This is a genomic window from Streptomyces sp. W1SF4 (genome assembly GCF_003950035.1).
Taxonomy (GTDB): Bacteria; Actinomycetota; Actinomycetes; order Streptomycetales; family Streptomycetaceae; genus Streptomyces; species Streptomyces racemochromogenes.
In genome coordinates, this window is record NZ_CP034350.1 from 1,126,576 (window position 1) to 1,148,287 (window position 21,712).

Annotated in this window: 10 protein-coding genes and 1 pseudogene; 4 read left to right on the forward strand and 7 right to left on the reverse strand. The window is 76.3% G+C overall.

What is annotated here, in order from left to right; all coding sequences use genetic code 11:
• Window positions 1–6 precede the first annotated feature (6 nt).
• Entirely contained in the window at window positions 7–2,136 is a 2,130-nt protein-coding gene (locus D1J60_RS05400; RefSeq protein ID WP_241253159.1) for a prolyl oligopeptidase family serine peptidase, read from the forward strand.
• Here the strand turns inward: D1J60_RS05400 and D1J60_RS05405 are convergent.
• The 4 genes from D1J60_RS05405 to D1J60_RS05420 form a co-directional block, all read right to left on the reverse strand.
• Window positions 2,133–3,944: a BTAD domain-containing putative transcriptional regulator gene (locus tag D1J60_RS05405; RefSeq protein ID WP_125820340.1), complete on the reverse strand. Its 1,812-nt coding sequence runs from the start codon at window positions 3,942–3,944 to the stop codon at window positions 2,133–2,135. The two genes, D1J60_RS05400 and D1J60_RS05405, sit on opposite strands and share 4 nt — an antisense overlap.
• A 191-nt stretch (window positions 3,945–4,135) precedes the next feature.
• Window positions 4,136–7,075: a LuxR family transcriptional regulator gene (locus tag D1J60_RS05410; RefSeq protein ID WP_125820341.1), complete on the reverse strand. Its 2,940-nt coding sequence runs from the start codon at window positions 7,073–7,075 to the stop codon at window positions 4,136–4,138.
• A 151-nt stretch (window positions 7,076–7,226) separates the two neighbouring features.
• Window positions 7,227–7,436: a hypothetical protein gene (locus tag D1J60_RS05415; RefSeq protein ID WP_125603309.1), complete on the reverse strand. Its 210-nt coding sequence runs from the start codon at window positions 7,434–7,436 to the stop codon at window positions 7,227–7,229.
• Between the two features lie 217 nt (window positions 7,437–7,653).
• The gene (locus D1J60_RS05420) at window positions 7,654–10,662 is read right to left on the reverse strand and encodes a type 2 lantipeptide synthetase LanM family protein (RefSeq protein ID WP_241253160.1); all 3,009 of its coding nucleotides are present in this window, start codon (window positions 10,660–10,662) and stop codon (window positions 7,654–7,656) included.
• A 270-nt stretch (window positions 10,663–10,932) separates the two neighbouring features.
• On the opposite strand from D1J60_RS05420, the gene lanKC reads away from it, so the two are divergent.
• Entirely contained in the window at window positions 10,933–13,617 is a 2,685-nt protein-coding gene (lanKC, locus tag D1J60_RS05425; RefSeq protein ID WP_164720844.1) for a class III lanthionine synthetase LanKC, read from the forward strand.
• A 250-nt stretch (window positions 13,618–13,867) separates the two neighbouring features.
• Window positions 13,868–15,495, forward strand: a pseudogene (locus D1J60_RS05430) (amidase family protein).
• Here D1J60_RS05430 and D1J60_RS05435 read toward each other — a convergent pair.
• Window positions 15,492–16,988, reverse strand: a complete 1,497-nt coding sequence (locus tag D1J60_RS05435; protein ID WP_125820343.1) for a DHA2 family efflux MFS transporter permease subunit — start codon at window positions 16,986–16,988, stop codon at window positions 15,492–15,494. The pseudogene D1J60_RS05430 and the gene D1J60_RS05435 overlap by 4 nt on opposite strands.
• A gap of 232 nt (window positions 16,989–17,220) precedes the next feature.
• Between D1J60_RS05435 and D1J60_RS05440 the strand changes: the two genes are divergently transcribed.
• Window positions 17,221–18,447: a PP2C family protein-serine/threonine phosphatase gene (locus tag D1J60_RS05440; protein ID WP_241253161.1), complete on the forward strand. Its 1,227-nt coding sequence runs from the start codon at window positions 17,221–17,223 to the stop codon at window positions 18,445–18,447.
• A gap of 7 nt (window positions 18,448–18,454) precedes the next feature.
• Here the strand turns inward: D1J60_RS05440 and D1J60_RS05445 are convergent, their stop codons facing one another.
• Window positions 18,455–20,059: an alpha/beta fold hydrolase gene (locus D1J60_RS05445; protein ID WP_125820345.1), complete on the reverse strand. Its 1,605-nt coding sequence runs from the start codon at window positions 20,057–20,059 to the stop codon at window positions 18,455–18,457.
• A gap of 12 nt (window positions 20,060–20,071) precedes the next feature.
• Window positions 20,072–21,628, reverse strand: a complete 1,557-nt coding sequence (locus tag D1J60_RS05450) for an alpha/beta fold hydrolase (RefSeq protein WP_125820346.1) — start codon at window positions 21,626–21,628, stop codon at window positions 20,072–20,074.
• Window positions 21,629–21,712 lie beyond the last annotated feature (84 nt).

A 21,712-nucleotide genomic window follows, 5' to 3' on the forward strand; every position in this document is an offset into this window, starting at 1 on the left:
CAGCGAGTGACACCGGAGCCCCGCCGCTATCCGTACGCCGAACGGCAGGACGCCGTCGAGGAGCTGCACGGCGTGCGCGTCCCCGACCCGTACCGGGCGCTGGAGGACGCCGAGGCCCCGGACACGCTGCGCTGGGTCGCGGAGCAGGACGCGCTCTACGAGGCGGAACGGGCGTCCTGGGCGGACCTGGAGCGATGGCGGGCCGAGGTGGCGGCGATCGACGCCGTGGACCGCGTCCGCTCGCCCGAGGTCCGCGGGGACAGGGTGTTCTGGCTGCGGCAGGACGCCGGACGGGAGCATCCCGTGCTGATGGTGGCGGAGGCCGGGGCGCAGCGGGTGCTGCTCGACCCCGTCGGCCTCGACCCGTCCGGACGCACCGTGCTCGATGCCTGGGAGCCCTCCGTGGAGGGCGACCTGCTGGCCTACCAGGTGTCCCGCAACGGTACGGAGGACTCGCTGCTGCGGGTGCTCGACGTGGCGACGGGGAAGGTCGTCGACGGGCCGGTGGACCGGGTGCGCAGGTCCTCGATCGGCTGGCTGCCCGGCGGCGGGGCGTTCTACTACGTCAGGAACCTCGACCCGCGGCTGCACCCCGGCGAGGGGCGCTACCACCGGCGGGTGTGCCTGCACCGGGTCGGCACCGACCCCGCGACGGACGCCGTGGTCTTCGGGGAGGGGCGGGACAAGACCCAGTTCTACAGTGTCCGCGTCACCGCCGACGGCCGCTGGCTGGCCGTCACGGCCACGCTCGGCACCGGCCGCGGCACCGACCTGCACCTGGCCGACCTGTGGGCGGGGCCGCCCGAGCGCCCGCGGCTGCGGGCCGTCCAGGAGGGCATGGACGCCGCCACCCGCCTCTACGCGGTGCCCGGCACCGGTCCCCGGGACCCGGTGTGGCTGCGGACCGACCGCGACGCCGCCCGCGGACGCGTCGTCTCGTGCCGGCCCGCCGAGCTGCACCTGGGCCCCGGCGCCTGGCGCGAGGTGGTCCCCGAACGGCCCGACGCGGTGCTGACCCACCTCACCGTGCTCTCCGGTCCGGAGCTGGAGCATCCGCTCGGCCTGGCCGCCTGGACGCGGAACACGGTGGCCGAGGTGACCGTGCACGACCTGGTCGAGGGCCGGCAGGTCGGTGTGGTCCCGCTGCCCGGGGCCGGCGCGGTCGGCGACTTCCGCGCGGGGCCGCCCGGCGGGCACGAGGCCTACTTCGCCTACACCGACTTCGTCACACCGCCACGGGTGCTGCGCTTCGACGCCCGCACGGGCCGGGTGACGCGCTGGGAGCGCGGCGCCCCGGACGCCCCGGGCACTGGGGGCGCGGTCACCCGCCAGGTGTCCTTCCCCTCGCGCGACGGCACGACGGTGCGGATGTTCGTGATCTCCCCGACCGGCCGCCCCGACGTGCCGCGCCCCGCCCTGCTCACCGGCTACGGCGGCTTCGGCAAGACCATGTCGCCCCGGTACCGCGCCCAGGTCCTCGCCTGGGTCAGGGCGGGCGGGGTGTTCGCCTGGGCGGGCCTGCGCGGCGGCGGCGAGGAGGGCGAGGCCTGGCACCTGGCGGGCAGCGGGAAGAACAAGCCGAACACCTTCGAGGACTTCGCCGCGGCAGGCGACCACCTGATCGCGCAGGGCTGGACCGGGCCGGGCCGGCTCACCGTCATGGGCGGCTCCAACGGCGGGCTGCTGGTGGGCGCCGCCCTCACCCGGGAGCCGGGGAAGTACGCCGGCGTGGTGTGCGCGGCCCCCCTGCTGGACATGGTCCGCTACGAACGGTCCGGCCTCGGGCCCAGCTGGACGCCCGAGTACGGCAGCGCGGACGACCCCGCCCTGCTGCCGGTGCTGTTCGGCTACTCCCCCTACCACCGGGTCACGCCCGGGACGGCCTACCCCGCGGTGCTGCTGGTCGCCGCGGACGGGGACACCCGGACCGATCCGCTGCACGCCCGCAAGATGTGCGCCGCGCTCCAGCACGCCACCTCGGGCACCGGTCCGGTGCTGCTTCGGCTGGAGCGCGGCGTCGGACACGGCGACCGGTCCGCGTCCCGCGCGGTGGCCCTGCAGGCCGAGTGCCTGGCCTTCCTGGCCCGGCAGGCGGGCCTGCCGGCCCCGGGGCGCCCCGGTCGGGACACGGCCTAGGTCAGCGCGGGGGTGCCGAGGCCGGAGCCGCGCGCGTACATGCGTATCAGGTGCGGCAGTTCGTACTGGGCCGCGTGCGCGGTGACCTCCCCGCAGGGCGAGGTCACCATGCCGGCGTCGATGAGCGCCTCCACCACCCGTACGGCGTGCCGCTCGTCGCAGCCGAGGGCCTCGGCCGCCTCGGTCAGGCCGAAGGGTCCCTCCCCGGTGCCGGCGGCGAGCCGTTCCGCGTCCCGGCCCCACTCCCGCGGCAGCGCCGCCCAGCCGTGGGCCAGCCACCGCCGGACGGACACGTCCCCGGAGGTCAGTTCGTCGAGCGCCCCGGCGGGGTCGGTGAGCCGGTCCGCGAACTCCCGCAGCGGCAGGTGGCGCAGGACCGCGAGCCGCATCCCGCTCACCCGGACCGCGAGCGGCGACCCTCCGCAGGCCCGCACGATGCGCAGGGCGGCCTCCCGGTCGGCCCGTACCCGGCCCTGGCCGACGAGCCCCGCGAGCAGCTGCACCGACTCGGCGGTGCCGAGCGGCGGGACGGGGATCCGGTGGACGGGTGCCAGTCCGCCCAGCTGGCCGCGCGCGGTGAGCAGCACCCTGCCCCGCCCGCCGCACGGGAGCAGCGGCCGTACGGCGCGTTCGTCGGGGACGTCGTCCAGGACCACCAGCACGCGGTGCTCCGCCAGCCATTCGCGCCACGCCTCGGGCCCGGACGGGCCCGGCCGGCCGGTGCGTTCACCGAGTTCCGCGAGGACGGCGGACGGCGGGCGGGTGCGGCCCTCCGCGTCCCGCAGGCCGACGCAGATCCGGCCGTCGGGGAACCGGTCTGCGAGGAGGTGGGCGGCCCGCACGGCGAGGGTGGTCTTCCCGGCGCCGGCGGGTCCCGAGAGCAGGGCGACGCGGCCGGCGCCCTCGTCCTCCAGGAATCCGGTGAGCCCGCGCAGTTCCTCGCCGTGCCCGGTGAAGTCGGCGAGGTCCGGCGGCAGGGAGACGGTTGGGCGGACGGGCCGCGGACGGGGGGCCGCGCCGGTCCCGGTCCGGTCGTCGCCGGCGAGGATCGCGCGGTAGCGGGCCGCCATGGCGCCGCCCGGCTCCAGGCCCAGTTCCCGGGCGAGGAGCTGGCGGTAGTCGTCGTACGCGGCGAGCGCCTCGGCCTGCCGGCCGGAGCCGCTGAGCGCGCACATCCAGGCGGAGCGGAGCCGTTCCCGGAGCGGGTGCCGCTCCACGAGTTCGCGCAGCTCCTCGGCCACCGCGGGTGCGCCGCCCAGTTCGAGTTCCGCCTCGGCCCAGCCCTCGTAGGCCGTCAGGCGGTGCAGTTCCAGCCGTTCGGCCTCCTCGGCGAGCCGGGGTGACTGCCGCAGGTCGTCGCCCAGCGGGGGCCCCTGCCACAGGTCGAGTGCCTGGCGCAGCAGCCGGGCGGCGGGGCGGCCCCGCTGCCCCTCGGCGGACCGCACGAGGGCGCGGAACCGCAGGAGGTCGAGCTCGTCCTCGGCCACGCGCAGCACGTACCCCGCTCCCGTGTGGGTGAGCCGCGGCCGGTCGGGGCCGTCGTCTCCGAGCAGGGCGCGCAGGGCGCTCACGTACACCTGGAGGTTCTTGCGGGCGGTGCGCGGGGGCTCCTCCTGCCAGACCGCGTCGGTCAGCGCGTCGACGGACACCGGGCTGTTGGCCGCGCCGAGCAGGGTGGCCAGGACGACCCGCTGCTTCAACGGGCCGAGCGGCAGCGCCCGGTCGTCCCGGTGGACCGTGAGCGGGCCGAGGACGGAGAACCTCAGCGTGCCGGACGGCGCTGGGGGCTGCGCGGACGGACGCGGCATCGGGCGAACCTCCGTGGGTGACGGGAGTCGGTCGGTCCGTCCGATGATCCGGGGGCCGCGCCCGTCACACATCGGTGCCGGGCCCGCACAGTCGTGCGGGCCGTACCTCCGTCATGGGGGACCGGACCCCCATAGAGCCGGCGGCGGCCCCCATCCCGGCAGCGGCCGCACCGGCGGGGGCCGGGCCGTGGCTAGGGGGCGTCCGCGGACTCCGCGGACAGGGCGCACAGGGCCGAGCGGTCGGGGGAGCCGGTCTTGGCCATCAGGCTCGCCATGTGCTTCTCCACCGTGCGGGGCGAGATGCACAGGTTCTGGGCGATCTGCTGGTTGCCGGGGCGTTCGGCGAGCAGGACGAACACCTCGTACTCGCGCGGGGTGACGCCCGCGGTGCGCAGGCCCGCGGGGATCCGCTCGCGGCCGCCGCGGCGTTGCGGGACGCTGACCCCCGCCTGCCGCATGAGGGCCCGGCAGGCTCCGGCCACCGGCGGTACGCCCGCGTCGTGGAAGTACTCCTCGGCGGTCCGCAGCCAGGCGACCGGTTCGCCCCAGGAGTCGGCGAGCGCCGCCTCGGCGGTGAGCCGCAGGGCGAGGTGCCAGGCTTGCGGGAACACGGCCGCCGCGCGGCCGGCCCGTTCCACGGCGCGCCGCGCGCCCTCGGGGTCGCCGTCGCGGCCGCGCAGGACCGCGTCCGCCAGGTCGAGGAACATCCGGTTCCAGGCGAGCTGGCCGCCCGGGGAGGCCAGCGCCTCCCGGTGCGCCTCGCGGCCGGTGTCCTCGCCGTCGAGGACCCGCAGCAGGGGGCCGAGCCCGTAGCGGCCGCTGAGGTAGAAGAAGCTCGGGTGCTCCCGCTCCCAGGCGAGCGCTGCCTCGATCTCGGCCTTCGCCCGGCCCCGGTCCTCCCCCATGAGCGCGCCGACGGCCTGGCACAGTCCGCGCTGGAGGGGCACGAGCATGGAGTCCTCGCCGCCCGCCCGGCGGAACCGGAGCAGGGCCCTGTCCTGGTCCCGGGCGCGTCCCTGGTGGGCGGCGAGCGTGGCGTCGACGAGGAGCAGGTAGCGGTGCGTCGAGAGGTTCTGGAGGCGGGCGCTGGCCTGAACCGACCGTTCGGTGATCTCCCGGGCCTGGTCCCAGCGGCCGCCGAGCACGCCCTGCATGGCGAGGAACCCGTCGACCGCCTGGAGCAGGGCCAGCGAGCCGAGTTCCCGGGCCGCCGTGCGGGCGGTCTCCAGGCGGGTCGCCTCCCCGGTCCGCATGAACGCGTTGGTGCCGAGCCGTACGAGTGCCTCGGCCCGGTACACGGCGAGCCGGTGCTCCTCGGCGACGGCCAGCATCCGTTCCAGGCAGGCGTCGGCCTCGTCGAAGCCGCGCTCCCGGGACAGCATGGCCAGCAGCTGCCACGCCTGGCAGGCCACCACGGGCCGGCCGCGCTGCTCCGCGGTGAGCGCGGCACGACGGGCGGAACGTTCCGCCTCTTCGAGTCGCTCGCGGCCGTCCTTGCCGCCCGGGCCGTCCCGCTGCGGCAGCAGCGCGAGGTGTCCCTCGACCACCGCGAGCGCCGCCTCCTGCTCCGGGCGGGGGTCGGCTCCGAGCAGGGCGCGGGCCGCCCGGATCCGGCGGCGCGCCTCCTCCTTCTGCTCCGCCATGGTCGCGACCCACGCGACCTGCGTGTGCGCCTGGGCCCGTAACTCCGCGGCGAGCGACCCGGCGGGCACGGGCGGGAGGTCGTCGAGCAGTGCGGCCGCCTCGTCGAGCCGCCCGGACTCGGCCTGGGCGATGGCCAGCTGCACCGTGACCTCGTGCCGCTCCCCGTCGGACGCGAGTCCCCGGGCGCGCTCCAGCAGCACGGCGGCCGAGCCCGACGCGCCGGCGTCCAGCATCTGCCGGCCCACCTGGGCGAACTGCCGGGAAGCGGCCTCCCTGTCACCCGCCGCCAGTCGCAGAGTGGCGATCAACTGCCGCTGGTCCCCGTCGAGTCCGTCGACGGAGTCCTCGATGGCCGAGGCCGCCCGGCGGGCCAGCGCGGCCTGCTCGGCGGGCGGCAGCGAGGCCCTGAGCGCGTCCGCCGTCAGAGCGTGGCGGAAGGCGTAGTGGTCGTGGGCGGCCCCGTCCGGGGCGATGATCCCGACCTCGGAGGCCGACCGGAGGTGGGCGAACAGGGCCCGGTCGTCGAGCCCGGTCACCGCCCGGAGGGCTCCGACGGAGAACCGGCCGCCCAGCGTCGCCGCGACGAGCAGCAGTTCGCGCACCGGTTCGTCCAGCCGGTCCAGCCGGCGCGCCCAGCTGCGGACCGCGCCCGCCGGCACCGTCGCCCCGCCCTGCTCCGCGAACCGCCACCCGTCGCCGTCCCGGCTGAGCCGTCCCGTGTCCAGCAGGTCGGCCAGCAGTACCTCCACCAGGTACGGGTTCCCGCCGGCCCACTGCGCGAGGTGCCGGTGCGCGGCCGGGGGCACTTCACCCGGCGCGGCGTCCAGGCACGCGGCCGCCATGTCCCGTACGGCGGCCCCGTCCAGCGGCCCCAGCTCGCGCAGGGCGACGGTGTTGCGCAGCTCGGCGGCGAGGGCGAGGTCCAGCGCCGGGCCGGGGTCGGGGCGCAGGGTGGCGACCAGGAGGACGGGCAGCTCCGCCACGTTGTCGACGAGGTATTCGACGACCGCGATCGTCTCGGTGTCGGAGTCGTGCAGGTCCTCCAGGAGGATCACGCAGCCCCGCTCGCGGCCGAGCACCGCCAGCAGCCTGAGCAGTGCCTCGGCCAGTTCGACCAGCGATATCGCGTATCCGGGCGCCGCCGCGGCGGACCGCCACTCCGGTACGAGGCCGGCCAGCGCGGGCCGGTAGGGCTGGAGTTCGGGATCGTCGGGTGCACCGGCCGCCCGGAACCGCGAGGACAGCGCCTCGGCCAGTGGCCGGAACGGTACGACGAGCCCGGTGGAGGTGGCGCGGCCGCGCAGCACCGGCATGTCCCGGTCGTACGCGCGCAGGGCGGACTCGCCCGCCAGCCGCGACTTGCCGATCCCCGCCTCGCCGACGAGGAACACGGCCCGGCCGGCACCTCTCCCGACGCTCTCCAGGGCCTCGTCCAGCACCCGTATCTCGGCGTCCCGCCCCACGATGACCGACGACGTCGCTCGCATGGGCGCAGGCTACTTGACCTTGTTCGGGCACGGCAAAGGGCCGGGGAACCCCGGCCTCCGCCATCCGGTCACGTCCTCGTCCCGGGCACATAACGTCCCGGGCCCGTCCTCGGCCCGGGCACGCCGCCGGGGCGGCGTGCCCGCCGTCCCGTCAGAACAGCGTGAGGGAGCCCGTGGTCCAGGGCACGTCGACCGAGAAGGCGGCGGCGTCGGAGTCCGCCGACCGGAGCAGCCGGCTGCGCAGTCCCAGCATCCCGCCCGTCCCGAACACGACCTCGCCGACCGGGTTCTCGTGGGCCGCGGTCTCGGTGCCGGCGCTGCCGTCGACGTACCTCACCGAGTCGTTGATCTGCATGGTCATCGTCCGTCCTTCGGGTCCGCGGGAGTGGTGGTCGTGCCGGTCCGTGCGGTGGTGCGGTGTGCCGCGTAGTGCGGTGTGCCGCGCGTGGTGCGGTGTGCCGCGTAGTGCGGTGTGCCGCGCGTGGTGCGGTGTGCCGCGCGTGGTGCGGTGTGCCGCGTGGTGCGGTGTGCCGCGTGGTGCGGCCGTGCGGTGGTGCGGTCGTGGTGTCCGGCGGGGGTCAGGCCGGGCCGGACGTGTGCAGGAGGAGCAGGGAGGGCACGCGGTCCGGGAACCCCGCCCGCAGGAGTCCGTGCCCGATCCCGGCCAGCCCGGTCAGCAGGCCGGGGTGCGCCACCCCGTCGGGGGCGCCGCTGCGGGCACCGGTCTCCTCGACGGAGCCCAGCAGCGCTCCGGCCCGGCGGATCCAGTGCGGGCGCGCCTGCGGGACCGCGCCGTGGCCGAGGAGTTCGCACAGTCCGGCCTCGCCGTGGCAGAGGCTGTCGTCGGCGGCCGGACTGTCCCGGCCCAGCGCTTCGACGGTCCTGCGGGCCCAGGCCGCGAGGTACGGGTCGTCCAGGGCGCCCGGCGCGTCCAGCACCGCGAGCGCGATGCCGGCGCGCCCCCGGCACCAGGCGGGGTCCCCGGCCCCGCCGCCCCCCGCCCCCGGGCCCGCGCCCGGCTCCGGGTCCCCGGCCCCGGCCACGGCCGCCCGCAGCGCGGACAGCCCCGCCACCCGGTACCGCCCGCCGGCCTCGCCCCCCGGGTCGGCGTCGGCCCCGGCCCCGGCGAACCGCAGCAGGGCCCACCCGAGCCCGGCGGCCCCCGTCGTGAAGCCCGGCCCCCCGGCCGTGGGCGTCGCCCCGGTCAGCCGGTCCGCGCAGGCCCGCGCGTCCCGCCAGACCTCCTGCGCCGCGTCACCGGCACCGCCGGCGGCCCGGTGCGCGGCCAGCAGCGCGACGAGCCCGCCCGCGACCCCCGCGCCCACCCCGTACTCCTCCTCGGACCGGGCCGCCGCGCCCGCCAGCCGCAGCGCGGCGGACGCCCACGAGCCGATCTCGGGGTCGTCCAGCAGCCGGCCCGTCTCGGCCAGCGCGTAGGCGATGCCGCCGAGGCCGGAGAACGCCCCCGAGCCCACCGCGCCGAGGTCATCGGGCCGGGCGCGCAGGGCCCCGAGCAGCCCGGGCACCGGCGCCAGGGCGGTCCGGGCCGCCTCCGCGTAGTGCCCGGCCCCGGTGAGCGCCGCCAGCTGCGCCAGGAACAGGGCCGGCCCGGTGTAGCCGCCGGCCAGGTCGGCCGGCATCGGGCCGATCCGCCAGTAGCGGTCGTCCAGCAGCTCCAGGCCGATCCAGTTGCTGCGCGGGCCCGCGCGGTAGGCGAGGGAGACCAGCCGGTCCCCGACGGACCGGGCCGCCGACAGCAGGCGCTCCGGCTCCGGGGCGCGTTCCGCCGTACGGGTGCGCCGGTCCCGGGCGGGCCGGTGCGCGGGCGCGCGGGAGGCCGTCGCCATCGCGGCCCGTACGACCCACTCCTGGTCCTGCCGGTCGACGGTGTCCAGGGCGGCGAGCCGCGCGGCCACCCGGGCGGTCCCGGACCGGTCGGTGCGGCCGCCCGACGGCCCCTCGGGCGCGCCCCGCAGCCCGTCGCCGCCCGGGCGGGCGGTGAACAGCGGGACGTCCCCCGCCCAGAGCTGGGCGATCTCCTCGTCCACCAGACCGGGCGCGAGGACCCTGCCGAGCGCGTCGGTCCGCAGGGTCTCCAGGACCCGCTGCCGCTCGTCCGCGTCCTTCAGCAGGGCCGGGTGCGTGGACTCGTCGAGCATGGTGCTGTACACCCAGGTGGGCCGTACCAGGACCCGCACCTCGTCCTCCGCGAACGCCTTCAACAGGGCCGTCCCGTGCAGCAGTTCCTCCCTGGCCGCGGCGACCGCCGTGTACCCGGCGCGGAATCCGGCGCAGAGCTCCTCGACGTGGGCCGCCGGCTCGACGGGGGCGCCGTCGGCGAGGCGCGGCCGGTTGGCGGACTCGCCGAACCTCCCGGCCCTGCGCACCAGGCGCATCCGGTCGGTGCCCGCGTCGGCCCAGTCCGCCCGGACGACGGGCGACACCGCCGCGCGGCCGCCGCCGACCGCGGACACGTCCAGGGCGCTGTGGTCGCCCACCAGCAGTTGGGGCAGCAGCCCGACGCGGTAGACGGAGTCGTGGAGCGCGCGGGCGGCGGGGTCCTGCGTGGCGGTGCCCGCGAGCGGCGGGTGGAAGAGGGTCTCCACGTCGACCAGGACGGGGTGGGCGCCGACGGCGATCAGGTTCTCGTGGTGCAGGTCGGTCCCGTCGACCAGGTGCAGCAGTGCCAGCAGGGCGCCTTGGCGGCGGTAGAACGCCTCGACCTCGCGGGCGCAGGCGCAGGGCCGCGCGGCGACGAACTCCACCCATCCGTAGTCGCCCCGGTCCAGCAGCCGCAGTGTACGCAGGTCCACGGAGCCGGGCAGCTGGTTGAACCAGGCGACGAGGTCGTTGAAGTGGCGGTGCACGGACAGCGGCCGCGGCTTGTACACCAGCCGGGTCCCGTCGGCGAAGCGCAGCAGCATCACGCTCCGCCCGCCCCGGTGCCCGTCGCCCGCGCCCGGCTCGATGCCGACGAGCGGTCCCGGGTCCCCGCCGGACCGCACCAGCAGGCCGGTGGTCAGGGACCCGTGGTCGTCGGCCAGCCGTTCCAGCGCCTCCGCGACGGCGTCCGCCGCGTCGAGCGCGGCCCGCCCCAGGATCCGCGCCAGCACCGGCCGCCCGGCGAGCAGGGCCGTGAGACCGCGGCGGGACGCGGTGCGCCCCAGGAAGTCCCGGAACCGGGCCCGTGTGTCGTCCCCCACCAGGCGCCCGGCGCTCCGGGCCTCGTACAGCTCCAGCACGAGCGTGCGCGCCGCGGCCCGGGCCAGCCTGCCGCCGAGGTGCCGTTCCAGATCCCGGCGTACGGCGGCCACGTCCACGAGCCCCCGCACCCGCCCCGGCAGGCGCCGCTCCAGCCGCTCCCCCGCGCGGGCGGTGAACGGCCGCAGCACCCACTCGAAGCCGCTCAGCCCCGGGTGGTCCCCCTCGGGCGCCACGGCCTCCCGGGGTGCGCGGGCCGTCGCCCCTTCGGCGAACGCGGCCCAGTCCGGCCGCCCTTCACCGCCTCCACCGCCGACGAGCCCGGCCTCCCACCACCGCCCGACCGCCGACAGCGAGCCCCCGTACCGCCCCTGCCCAGCCACCATCGCCCCTCCTCGGCCCCGCCCCGCCGCACTGCTCCGCGGCACGCACGATCCTGGTACGCGGGGTGCCCCCGCCACATGGGGGCGGGTCCCCCATGTTTTCCACCCCGCCTCGAGCAGGGCTCCGGCGGGACGCGAGCGCCCCGTGCCGCGCCGGGGCTTCCCCGTCCGATACCGGTCGCATGCCGCCGCCGAACCGTTTCCATACCCGCCGCTCCTAGCGTCCGGTACGGCCGCCCCGGCCGCCCCCGACCACCCCCGCGAGGAGACCCCGTGCTCGAAGGCTTCGGCGAAGCGCTCGCGGACCGGGAGTACTACCTGCCGCTGACCCGCGTGGCCGACCCCGGGCCGCGTTACGCCCCCGCGGAGGTGCCGCCGGGCCTGCACGGATCCGACCAGGGCATCTGGACCGTCTGGGGCGTCCCCGGGACCGGGCTCGCCGGACAGGGCTGGAAGATCCACGTGTCGGCGCGGCTGGACCGCGCGCAGCACGTGCTCGACACGGTCGCCGGTGTCTGCTTCCGCGAAGGCGTGCCGTTCAAGCACCTCAGCGCCCGGCTCTTCTTCCTGTTCCTCCATCACAAGCACGCCGGGCGGGCCCAGTCGGGCAAGTTCTGCGCCGTCTACCCGCCGGACACGCCGACCGCCCGCCGGCTGCTGGAGCGGCTGCGCGACGCGCTCGACGGGGAGGAGGGGCCGTACGTCCTCACCGACCGGCGCTTTCGCGACTCGCGGACGGTCCACTACCGCTACGGCTCCTTCGGCGCCCGCAGCCGGCTGCGGGCCGACGGCACCCGGGAGGGGCTGGTCCGTGACGGCTCCGGCCGCGAGGTGGCGGACCTGCGGCTGCCCGCCTTCCACCTGCCCGCGGGGATCACGGACCCCTTCGTCGAGGAGGAGGAGCGGCCGCACGCGGGCCCGATCCTGATCCGCGACTACGAGGTGACCGGCGCGGTGCGCCTGGGCAACGCCGGCGGCGCCTACACGGCCCGGGACCGGCGCACCGGCCGTACCGTCTTCGTGAAAGAGGCCCGCGCCCACAACGGCCTGGTCTTCGACGGGACCGACGCGCAGGCCCGGCTGCGGCACGAGTACCGCGTGCTGAGCGCCCTGCACGCGGCCGCCCCCGGGGTGGGCCCGGAGCCGCTGGAGCACTTCACGGAGTGGGAGCACGACTTCCTCGTCACCGAGTACGTGGCGGGGCAGCCGCTGGTGGCCTGGCTGAGCCGGTCCTCCCCGCTGGCCCGCGCCGACCGCACGGCCGGGTCCGTCGCCGCCTACTACGAGGAGTGCCGGCGCCTGCTGGACGGGCTGGAGGGCGCGCTGGAGCGGCTGCACCGCGCCGGCTACCGCTTCGGCGACCTCAGCCTGGGCAACGTCCTGGTCACCGCGTCGGGCGGGGTCCGGCTGGTGGACTTCGAGGCGGCCTCGGCGCTGTCCGAGCCGCCCTCGCCGATGGGCACCCCGGGGTTCACTCCGCCACCCGGCCTGGTCCGCGGCGAGTCCGATCCGCTGCTGGGGGACCGGTACGGCACGGCGGCGGTCGCGCTGGCGCTCCTGGCGCCGTTCAACGAGACCGCCGGACACGCGCCCGCCAACCTGGAGCTGCTGCGCCGCGACCTGGCGGACGCGGCTCCGCCGCGGGACCTGTGGCGGCGGGCGACCGCCTTCCACCCGCCGCAGGAGCCGGCGCGCGACCGGGCCCAGGACGGTCCCGGCCGGCCGCCCTCCCCGGCCGAGGTGGACGCCGATCCGCGGGGCTGCCTCACCCGGCTGGCCGAGCAGGTCGCGGCGGGGCTGCTGGAGACGGCCGACGCCGGCCGGCCGGACTGGGCCTTCCCGCCCTCGCCCGAGGCGTTCCGCACCAACAACGTGTGCCTGGCCTACGGCACGGCCGGGGTGGTGCACGCCCTGCGGTACGCCGGGGCCGAGGTGCCGCGGGAGATCGGCGAACGGCTGCGCCGCGACGCGCTGGCGCTGCGCGACGCGCTGCCCCCCGGCCTCCTCGTCGGCTCGGCCGGCATCGCCCCGGTGCTGGCGGGCCTGGGCTGGGCGGACGAGGCCGTCGACCTGCTCCGGGACGCCGACCGCCATCCGCTGACCGCCGCCTGCGGCACCCTGGCCGGCGGGCGGGCCGGGGTCGGCCTGGGCTGGCTGGCCCTGCACCGGCTGACCGGCGACGGCGGCCACCTGGAGCGGGCCGCCGCCGCGGGGACGGCCCTGTTGCGCACCCCCGACCTGCCGGCCGTCCTCGGCGAGCACGATGCCCGGGGCCTGCTGCACGGCCGCTCGGGCCTCGCCCTCTTCCTCCACCGCCTGGCCCGTGAGACCGGCGAGGCCCGCTTCCTGGAGGCGGGCCGCCTGCTGCTCCACCAGGAGCTGGAGCGGACCTTCCCGCTGGACGACGGCGCCCTGTCCGTCTCCGACGACGCGCGGCACACCCGCGCCATGCCGTACCTGGCCACGGGCGCGGCCGGGATCGCGGCGGTGCTCACCCGCTACGTGGCCACCGCGCCGGACGAGCGCTGCGCGGCGGCGCTGCCGGGGCTGGTCGCCGGCATCCGGGTCTCCTGCGCCACGAAGGAGGCGGGCCTGTACCGGGGGCTGGCCGGACTGGCCTGGTTCCTGGCCGGGCACGCCGAGCTCACCGGCACGGACACCGCGCGCGGGGACGCCGTGCGCGCCGCGACCGGCCTGCTGAAGTACGCCGTCCCGTACCGGCGCGGCGTCCGCTTCCTCGGCGCGGGCTCCCAGCGCTTCACCGCCGACCTGTCCAGCGGCGGGGCCGGTGTCCTCGTGGCCTTGCGGCGCCTGCTGGCCGGCCCGCTCCTGGCGCCCGCCGGGCGGGATCCGGCGGGGCGCCCCCCTGAACTCCCGGGCACGGCGGCGAGCCGCTCCGCGCCCGGGTACGCGGTCACCGACCGGACCGACCCCGACGACAAGAGGAGAACACCATGAGCCAGATCCTCGCGCTGCAGTCCCTGGACACCGAGCCGGAGGCCCAGTCCCTCCCGCCCTGCTTCAGCGTCGCCTGGAGCATCAGCGACATCTTCCCCGAGCCGATGTAGCGGGCCCGCACCCCCGGAGGGCCGGGGCCGGTGGCCCCGCCACCGGCCCCGGCCCGGCGCGTGCGCGGGACCGCTCCAGAAGCCGAAGAGGCGCATAAGTCCCTTGTGCCGGGTGTTCGCCGTGCAGTGGGCTGTCCCCCATGAAGACGAGAAGCGTCGCGGCACTGACCGCGGCCCTGGCCTTGGCGCCGCTCCTGGCCGCGGGTGGTGGGGGGCAGCGCGCGGTGGCCGCCGAGTCCGGGGCCGCGGCCGGCGCCGAGTCGGTGCTCCTGCACGGCCTCGACCTGGACTCGGCGACGATCCCCGAGTTGCGGGCGCGCATGGAGCGCGGGTCCCTGACCTCCACGGAGCTGACCCGGGCGTACCTCCGGCGGATCAGGGACGTCGACCCGAAGATCAACGCGGTGCTGCGCACCAGCCCGTCGGCCCTGCGGGAGGCGGCAGCCAGTGATGCCCGCCGCCGCCTGGGAAGGGCGCGGGGACCGCTCGACGGCATCCCCGTGCTGCTGAAGGACAACGTGGACACGCGCGACATGCCGACCACGGCCGGCTCGCTGGCGCTCGCCGGAAGCCCGCCGGCCAGGGACGCGGAGCTGGTCGGGAGGCTGCGCGCGGCGGGCGCGGTGGTCCTCGGCAAGGCCAACATGTCGGAGTGGGCCAACTTCCGTGCGGCGAAGCCCACGTCCGGCTGGTCGGCGGTGGGCGGCCAGACGCACAACCCGTACGTCCTGGACCGCAACCCGTGCGGGTCCTCGGCGGGCTCGGCCGCCGCGGTCGCCGCGTCGCTGGCCCAGGTGGCGGTCGGCACCGAGACGGACGGCTCCATCGTGTGCCCGGCCGGGATGAACGGGGTCGTCGGCCACAAGCCCAGCCTCGGGCTGGTCAGCGGGGCCGGCGTCGTGCCGATCTCCGCCGAGCAGGACACGGCCGGTCCGATGGCGCGCAGCGTCGTCGACACCGCCATCGCGTTCTCGGTGCTCAGCGGCCACGGCGCGGCGGGCGCCGACGGCGCCTTCGGCCTCACGGGGGCGCAGGACCCGCGCACCGGCGGTCTGCGCGGCAAGCGGATCGGTCTGTGGCGGCTCCCCTCGCTCGGAGCGGAGGTGGACGCCCTGATGACCCGGACCGCGGAGCGGCTGCGTACCGCCGGCGCGGAGGTCGTCGAGGTGACCCCGCCGTACCAGGAGCGGCTCGCGGAGCTGGAGTTCCCGGCCCTGCTGAGCGAGTTCCACCGGGACCTCGACGCCTACCTCGCCTCCCGCGGCGGGCCGCGCGACCTCGCGGGGCTGATCGCGTTCAACCGGGCGCACCCGGCCGAACGGACCTGCTTCGCCGGCCAGGAGCTGTTCGAGCAGGCCCTGGCCGCCCCGCCGACGACGGACCCCGGCTACCGGGCGATGCGGGCGGAGCTGAAGGACCTGTCGCGGCGGTCCGTCGACGAGACCATGGCGGCCCACGCCCTGGACGCCATCGCCGCCCCGGCGAACCCGCCCGCCTGGACGACGGACTGCGCGCGGGGCGACAACGACGTGATCCCGTCGTCCACCCCGGCCGCCGTCGCCGGCTACCCCTCGTTGTCCGTGCCCGCCGGTTTCGTCGGCGAGCTGCCGGTCGGCCTGCCCTGATGGCCGGGGACCGGCAGGACGCCGGGCTGCTGTCGCTGGGCGCGGCGGTGGAGCGGCACCTGGACGCCCGCCGCGCCCCCCGCTACCTGCCGACGGCAGGCCCGCGCGAGGTGCCCGGCGGGCGTCCTGGGGACAGGCCCTAGAGCGCCCCGGCGGTCTTGTCCGTCGGGGTGCCGCCCTCGTCCTGGGGCTGCGGGACGGCGGGCGGCTCCGGGACGGGAGGGGTGCGGACCAGGAGCGCGACCAGCACGGTCAGCGCGCCGAGCACGGCACCGACGCCGAAGCCCCACCGGACACCGGCCGCCAGCGCGCCGGTGGCGTCGGCGCCGTCGGCTGCCGCCGAGGCGGCGTGTCCCGTCATCACGCTGATGACCAGGGCGGTGCCGGCGGCGGCGGAGACCTGCTGGAGCGAGCCCAGGATGGCGGAGCCGTGGGGGTAGAGGTGCGGTGGCAGGACGGACAGGCCCGAGGTGAAGACGGGGGTGAAGACGAAGGCCATGCCGGCGCTCAGGGCCACGTGCAGGGCGAGCACCAGCCACGGCGAGGTTCCCTCGCCCGTGAGGGCGAACAGGGCGAGGCAGACCGCCGTGAGCACGGCCCCGGGTACGACCAGGCGCGGGGCGCCGAGCCGGTCGTAGAGCTTGCCGACCTGCGGGCCGAGCAGGCCCATGGTGAGACCGCCGGGGATCAGGAGCAGTCCGGTCTGCAGCGAGGTGAGGCCGCACACCTCCTGGAGGTAGATCGGCAGGAGGATGAACGCGCCCATGAGGCCCATGAAGGACAGGCACATCAGGGCGAGCGCCACCGAGAAGTGCCGGAAGGTGAAGGTGCGCAGGTCCAGCAGCGGGGTGGAGGAGCGCTGCAGTGCCAGCTGCCGCCAGGCGAACAGGGCCACCAGCACGGCGCCCACCGCGGTCGTGACCGCCGGGGACACGGGGGCCCGGGAGGCGTCGCCGGCGCCGAGCTCGCTCAGCCCGTAGACCAGGGCGCCGAAACCGGCCGCCGCCAGCGGGACGGACAGCCAGTCGATCGGGCCGGCCTGCGGCTCGCCGATGTTGACCAGGGTGCGCCGGCCGAAGAGGGCCATGGCCGCCGCGATGGGCAGCACGGCCAGGAACAGCAGGCGCCAGCTGCCCAGCTGGAGCAGCACGCCGGAGACGGCGGGGCCGAGGGCGGGCGCGACGGAGATGACGAGGGTGATGTTGCCCATGACGCGGCCGCGGTCCTGCGGCGGCACGAGGGTCATCAGGGTCGTCATGAGCAGCGGCATCATCACGGCGGTGCCGCTCGCCTGGATGACGCGGGCGGCCAGCAGCACGGGGAAGGCGGGCGCGGCCGCTGCCAGGGCCGTGCCGACGAGGAACAGCGTCATGGCGAGGCCGAAGGCGGTCCGGGTCGTCACGCGCTGGAGGAACCACCCCGTCACGGGGATGACGACGGCCATGGTGAGCATGAAGGCCGTGGAGAGCCACCCGGCGGCCGCCGCGGTGACCTCGAACTCGCGCATGAGCCTCGGGATGGCGTTGACCATGATCGTCTCGTTGAGGAACACGACGAACGTGGACAGCACGAGGACCCGCAGCACGGCGGTGACGCGGGCGGGCGGGTGGGCGGGCGGTGCGGGGGGTACGGACATGGTGCCTTCCGTCGGGTGAGCTTCCTGTGCACGGGGCCGGTCACGAGGACAGACCGCGGCGGCGGGAAGAACTCATCGGTGTCACCCGATCCTCTCGGCACGCCGGCCGGAGCTCAAACCATTTTGTCGGTCCGGACGGGGCGCCCGGGCCGGAGCGGGCACCCGGTCCGGCCCGGGCACCCGCTCCGGACCGACCGACATGGACGACGGCCCTGCGGGTAGGCGCGGCTCCGTGGACAGGCATCGGCGAGAAGACCTGACGGGCCCCGTCCTCGGCTGGGTGCTGGAGCGCTCGCACGACGCGTCGGCGCGCCAGATACCGGCCCTGATCGACCAGGCCGCCCGACGGCTGGGCCTGGCCGGGACCCGCCTGTACCTGGCCGACCTGCAACAGGTCCGCCTGCTGGCACTGCCCCAGCTCGCCGCCCCCCGGCCGGACGCGGACGAGGCGACCGAGGCGGACCGGCGGGCGGAGGGGCTCGACGTCGACGGTTCCCTGGCCGGTCTGGCCTACCGCAGCCAGCGCATCCAGGTGTCCCGGGACGGCACCACCGCCTGGGTGCCGGTGATCGACGGGGTCGAGCGCCTCGGCGTCCTGCGGGCCACCGGGCCGGTGACGGACGAGTCCGTGCGGGAGGCCTGCCGGGCCCTGGCCGGGCTGGCGGCGCTGATCGTCGTCTCCAAGTCCACCCACAACGACCTCCTGGTCGAACGGGTCCGCAGCCGGCCCGTGACCCTGCAGGCGGAGCTGCTGTGGGGGTTCCTGCCGCCGCGCACGATCGGCACCAGCCAGGCGACCTCGACGGCCGTGCTGGAGCCGGCGTACGACATCGGCGGGGACGCCTTCGACCACAACTTCGGCGACGGCCTGCTGCACGTCACCCTGCTGGACGCCATGGGCCACGACCTGGCCTCCGGGGGCGCCAGCGCGGCCGGCCTGGCCGCGTGCCGGTCGACCCGCCGCTCCGGCGGCACGCTGTCCGACATCGCCGTCACCATCGAGCGCACCCTCCAGCAGTGGATCCCGGACCGGCTGATGACGGGGATCCTCGCCAACCTGGACACCGAGCACGGGGAGTTCACCTGGGTCAACTGCGGGCATCCGCCGCCCCTGCTGATCCGGGGCGGCCACGTCCTGCCCGAGTTCCTGGAGCGCCCGGCCCAACTGCCGTGGGGCCTGGGGTTCCACGGCCAGGAGCCGCCCCGGCAGGACCGGGTGCGCCTCCAGCCCGGCGACCGGGTCCTGTGCTATAGCGACGGTGTCATCGAGGCGCGGTCGGCCGAGGGCGAGCTGTTCGGCGAGGAGCGGCTGGCCGACACCGTGATCCGCTCCATGGCCTCGGGCGCCACCGCCCCCGAGGCCCTGCGCCGCCTGGTCCTGGACGTCCTCACCTACCAGGACCAGCGGCTGTACGACGACGCCACCATCGTCCTGTCCGAATGGCACCCCACCGCCTGAGCGCCGGTCAGGGGCCGGTCTCGAACGCGGGCGGCTTCAGCCCGTCCAGGCACTTCGTCCGCGGTGCGGCCGGGTCGTCGAAGAAGGAGACGGTGATCTCCTGGGCGCACTTCGACGTCGCGAAGACCACGTGGGGTTCGTAGGGGATCGTGAAGACGTGGGCGTTGCTCAGGTTCCGGGCCACGTACGCCCCGTTGCTCGCCGCGGTCTGGGCGTCGAAGGCGCCCGACAGGACGAGGGTGGGGATGTCGCTCGTCGTGACGTCGCGGATGGAGGCGGGTGCCGCGGGGACCTTCCAGACGTCGCAGTCGGGGCGCAGGAAGGTGAGCCCGGGGGCCTGGGCCTGGACCGGGCGGGGGAAGGACGGGAAGGCCCGCTGACCGGCGCGCAGCGCCTGCGCCTCGGTCTCGAAGGGAGTCCACTCGCTGCAGAAGACGCCGTACACGAGCCCGTGTGACAGGCGGCCGATGGCCTGGGGACTGTACTTGCCGCTCGCCCACTGCTCGGCGATCCGCTGGGGCTTGCCGTTGGCCAGTTCCTCGAGTGCCAGCGGCACCTGCGGGGCCACGTGGGTGGCGGCGGTCATCCAGTTCACCAGGGCGCTGCCGTCCAGGACGACCTTCACCCGCTTGTCGCTGCCGGGGAGCGTGACGGTGGTGGTGACCGGCTTGGCCTCCAGTTCGCGGACGAGGCGTTCGAAGGTCCCGGCCAGGTCGGGGTAGCGGCTGTTGCAGGCCGGCTGTTCGGCGCAGGCCTTGAACAGCCCGCCGAAGCCCTCTTTGGCCGCCTGCCAGGTCACGGCCGAGCCGCCGGTGGAGGGCGGCAGGACCCCGTCGATGCCCACGGACCGGATGCCCTCGGGGTGCAGGCGCATGTAGACGAGCGCCAGTTGCGTGCCGTAGGAGATGCCGAAGACGTTCCACTCCTCGAGCCCGAGCGTCTTGCGCAGGTCCGCGAGGTCGGCGGAGCTCTCGATGTCGTTGTAGGCGCTCAGGTCCGCCCCGGTCGCGGCGAGCCGGTCGCGGCAGGCCTTGGTGGCCGCGACGTGCTCGCGCTCGGTGGACGGCGCGTCGTGGACGAGGCCGGTCGCACGCGCGTTGAACTCGTCGATGTTGCGGCAGGTGAGTGCCGGGTCGGCCGAGTACGTTCCGCGCTGGGACATGAGGATGAGGTCGCGGTCGCGGTTGAGACCGCCGTCGACCGCCATCCTGGCCTCTCCGACGGCGTCGTCGCCGGGCCCGCCGGCGAGCCACACGACCGGGTCGGGGCGGGGTTCGGCGGCCTTGGCCGGGACGACCGCGACGCCGAGGGTGATCTTGCGGCTGTCCGGCTCGGTGCGGTTCTCGGGCACGGTGAGCGTTCCGCAGCGCGCCCCGTCGAGTTCGGCGACCGGGTCGGCGGTCCTGGGACAGGGCCCCGGTTCGAAGCGGGCGTCGCCCACGGTCCGGGCGACCGTCCCGACCGGTGGCGGATCCTCGGCGCCCGGGACGTACCGCGCCTGGGCGGGCGCCGTGAGCAGGCCCGTGACGAGGACGCCGGTCGCGACGGCGGCCGACCGGGCGGGGAGCCGTCGCACGGTGCGCCGGCGACGGGGCGTGGGGTTGAGAGGCATCTGCCCTCCCGGTCACTTCGGGGTGATCGTGAACGGCGCCGGCGCGAGGCCGGCGACGCATCCGGTGTCGGGTGCGGCCGGACGCGCGAGGAACGAGGCCAGCACCTGCTGCGCGCACTTCGACTGCGGGACCACCCAGTGCCCGATCCCGGGGATCAGTACGGAGGTGGAGCGGGAGAGGGTGCGGGAGGCGTCCTTCGCGTAGCTCGCGCCGGTCTTCATGTCGAACGTCCCGGAGATGACGAGGGCCGGGACGGAACTGACGGTGGCCACCCGGTGCCGGGCCGCGTTGTCCGCGACGTTCCAGACCTTGCACACCTCGTACTCGAAGGGCAGTTGCGGGGTCTGTGCGAGGACCGTCCGCGGCCAGCCGGGGAAGGCCTCGCGTCCGGCGGCGAGGACGTCGGGCTCCGAGGTGCCCGGGACCCACTCGGCGCAGGCCACCGACTGGGTCAGGCCGTGGGCGACCAGACCGGTGGGCTGGACCGAGTCCTTGGCGCGGCCCTGCGCGAAGCGCCGCGGGTCGCCGCGGCCCAGTTCCTCCAGCGCTGCCGGGATGTCCACCGGCTTGACGTTGGAGCCGACCATCGTGTTCAGGAGGGTGCCGCCGTCGAGGACGACCTTCACCGGCTTCCCTTCGCCCGGCGGGCGGGCGTCGAGCGTCAGGGGGTTCGCCTCCAGCTCGGCCACCTGTGCGTCCAGGGTCTCGTCGAGGCCGGGGTAGCGGCTCTTGCAGGCGGGCTGGGCCGCGCAGGCGCCGAGGACGGCGTCGAGGCCTTCGCGGGCGCTGCGCCAGCCCCACGGCAGGATCGTGACCTGCGGGGGGCTGAGCGAGTCGACGGCCAGCGCCCGGATCCCCTCGGGGTGCAGGCGCAGGTAGGTGAGGCCCAGGTTGCTGCCGTACGAGTACCCGTAGACGTTCCACTGCGCGATGCCGAGGGCCGTGCGCAGGTCGGCGAAGTCGGCGGCGTTCTCGGTGGTGTTGTAGGCGCTCAGGTCGGTCCCGTCGGCGGTCAGGCGCTCCCGGCACTCCTTGAAGGCCTTCAGCAGGAGCTGCCTGGCCTCCGGGGCGTCCCAGCCGAAGGCGACGGTCTTCTCGTTGGCCCGGTCGACCTCCGGGCAGGCCAGGTTCGGCTGGTCGTGGAGGTTGCCGCGCTGGGCCATGACGATCAGTTCGCGGTCCTTGTTGAGGCCGGATCCGATCAGGAAGGGGATGTCGTCGAAGGTGTCGGCGCCGGGGCCGCCCGCCATGAACACCACCGGGTCCGGGGCGGGGTCCGCCCTGACGGACCTGATCACCGCCACGGCGAGCCTGATGGTCCGGCCGTCAGGGCGGGCCCGGTTCTCGGGGACCTCCAGGTACCCGCAGCGTGCCGTGCTCAGCGCCTCGACCGGCTCGGGCGTCTTCGGGCAGGGGCCGGGCACGAACCGTGCGGACGGCGCCGCCGGGCGGCCCGCCCCGGCGGGCTGCGCGGGCGCCCCGGCGGTGGTGCCCTGGGCCGGGCCGAGGGCCGGCAGACAGGCGAGGGCGGCCGTGGCGGCCGCCGCGTGGAGGGTGTGCTTCGTCATACCGGATCCCGCTCCTCGGCCGGCGGCCCCGAGCTCGGCGGTGCGGACGGAACGCACACCACCGACGCTACCGCCGGGTCGGGG

Bases quoted from the DNA above. Each gene is read 5' to 3' on its own strand.
- D1J60_RS05415 (WP_125603309.1), bottom strand. From the start codon at position 7,436: ATGACCATGCAGATCAACGACTCGGTGAGGTACGTCGACGGCAGCGCC.
- D1J60_RS05420 (WP_241253160.1), bottom strand. From the start codon at position 10,662: ATGGTGGCTGGGCAGGGGCGGTACGGGGGCTCGCTGTCGGCGGTCGGG.
- D1J60_RS05405 (WP_125820340.1), bottom strand. From the start codon at position 3,944: ATGCCGCGTCCGTCCGCGCAGCCCCCAGCGCCGTCCGGCACGCTGAGG.
- D1J60_RS05435 (WP_125820343.1), bottom strand. From the start codon at position 16,988: ATGTCCGTACCCCCCGCACCGCCCGCCCACCCGCCCGCCCGCGTCACC.
- D1J60_RS05445 (WP_125820345.1), bottom strand. From the start codon at position 20,059: ATGCCTCTCAACCCCACGCCCCGTCGCCGGCGCACCGTGCGACGGCTC.
- D1J60_RS05450 (WP_125820346.1), bottom strand. From the start codon at position 21,628: ATGACGAAGCACACCCTCCACGCGGCGGCCGCCACGGCCGCCCTCGCC.
- D1J60_RS05410 (WP_125820341.1), bottom strand. From the start codon at position 7,075: ATGCGAGCGACGTCGTCGGTCATCGTGGGGCGGGACGCCGAGATACGG.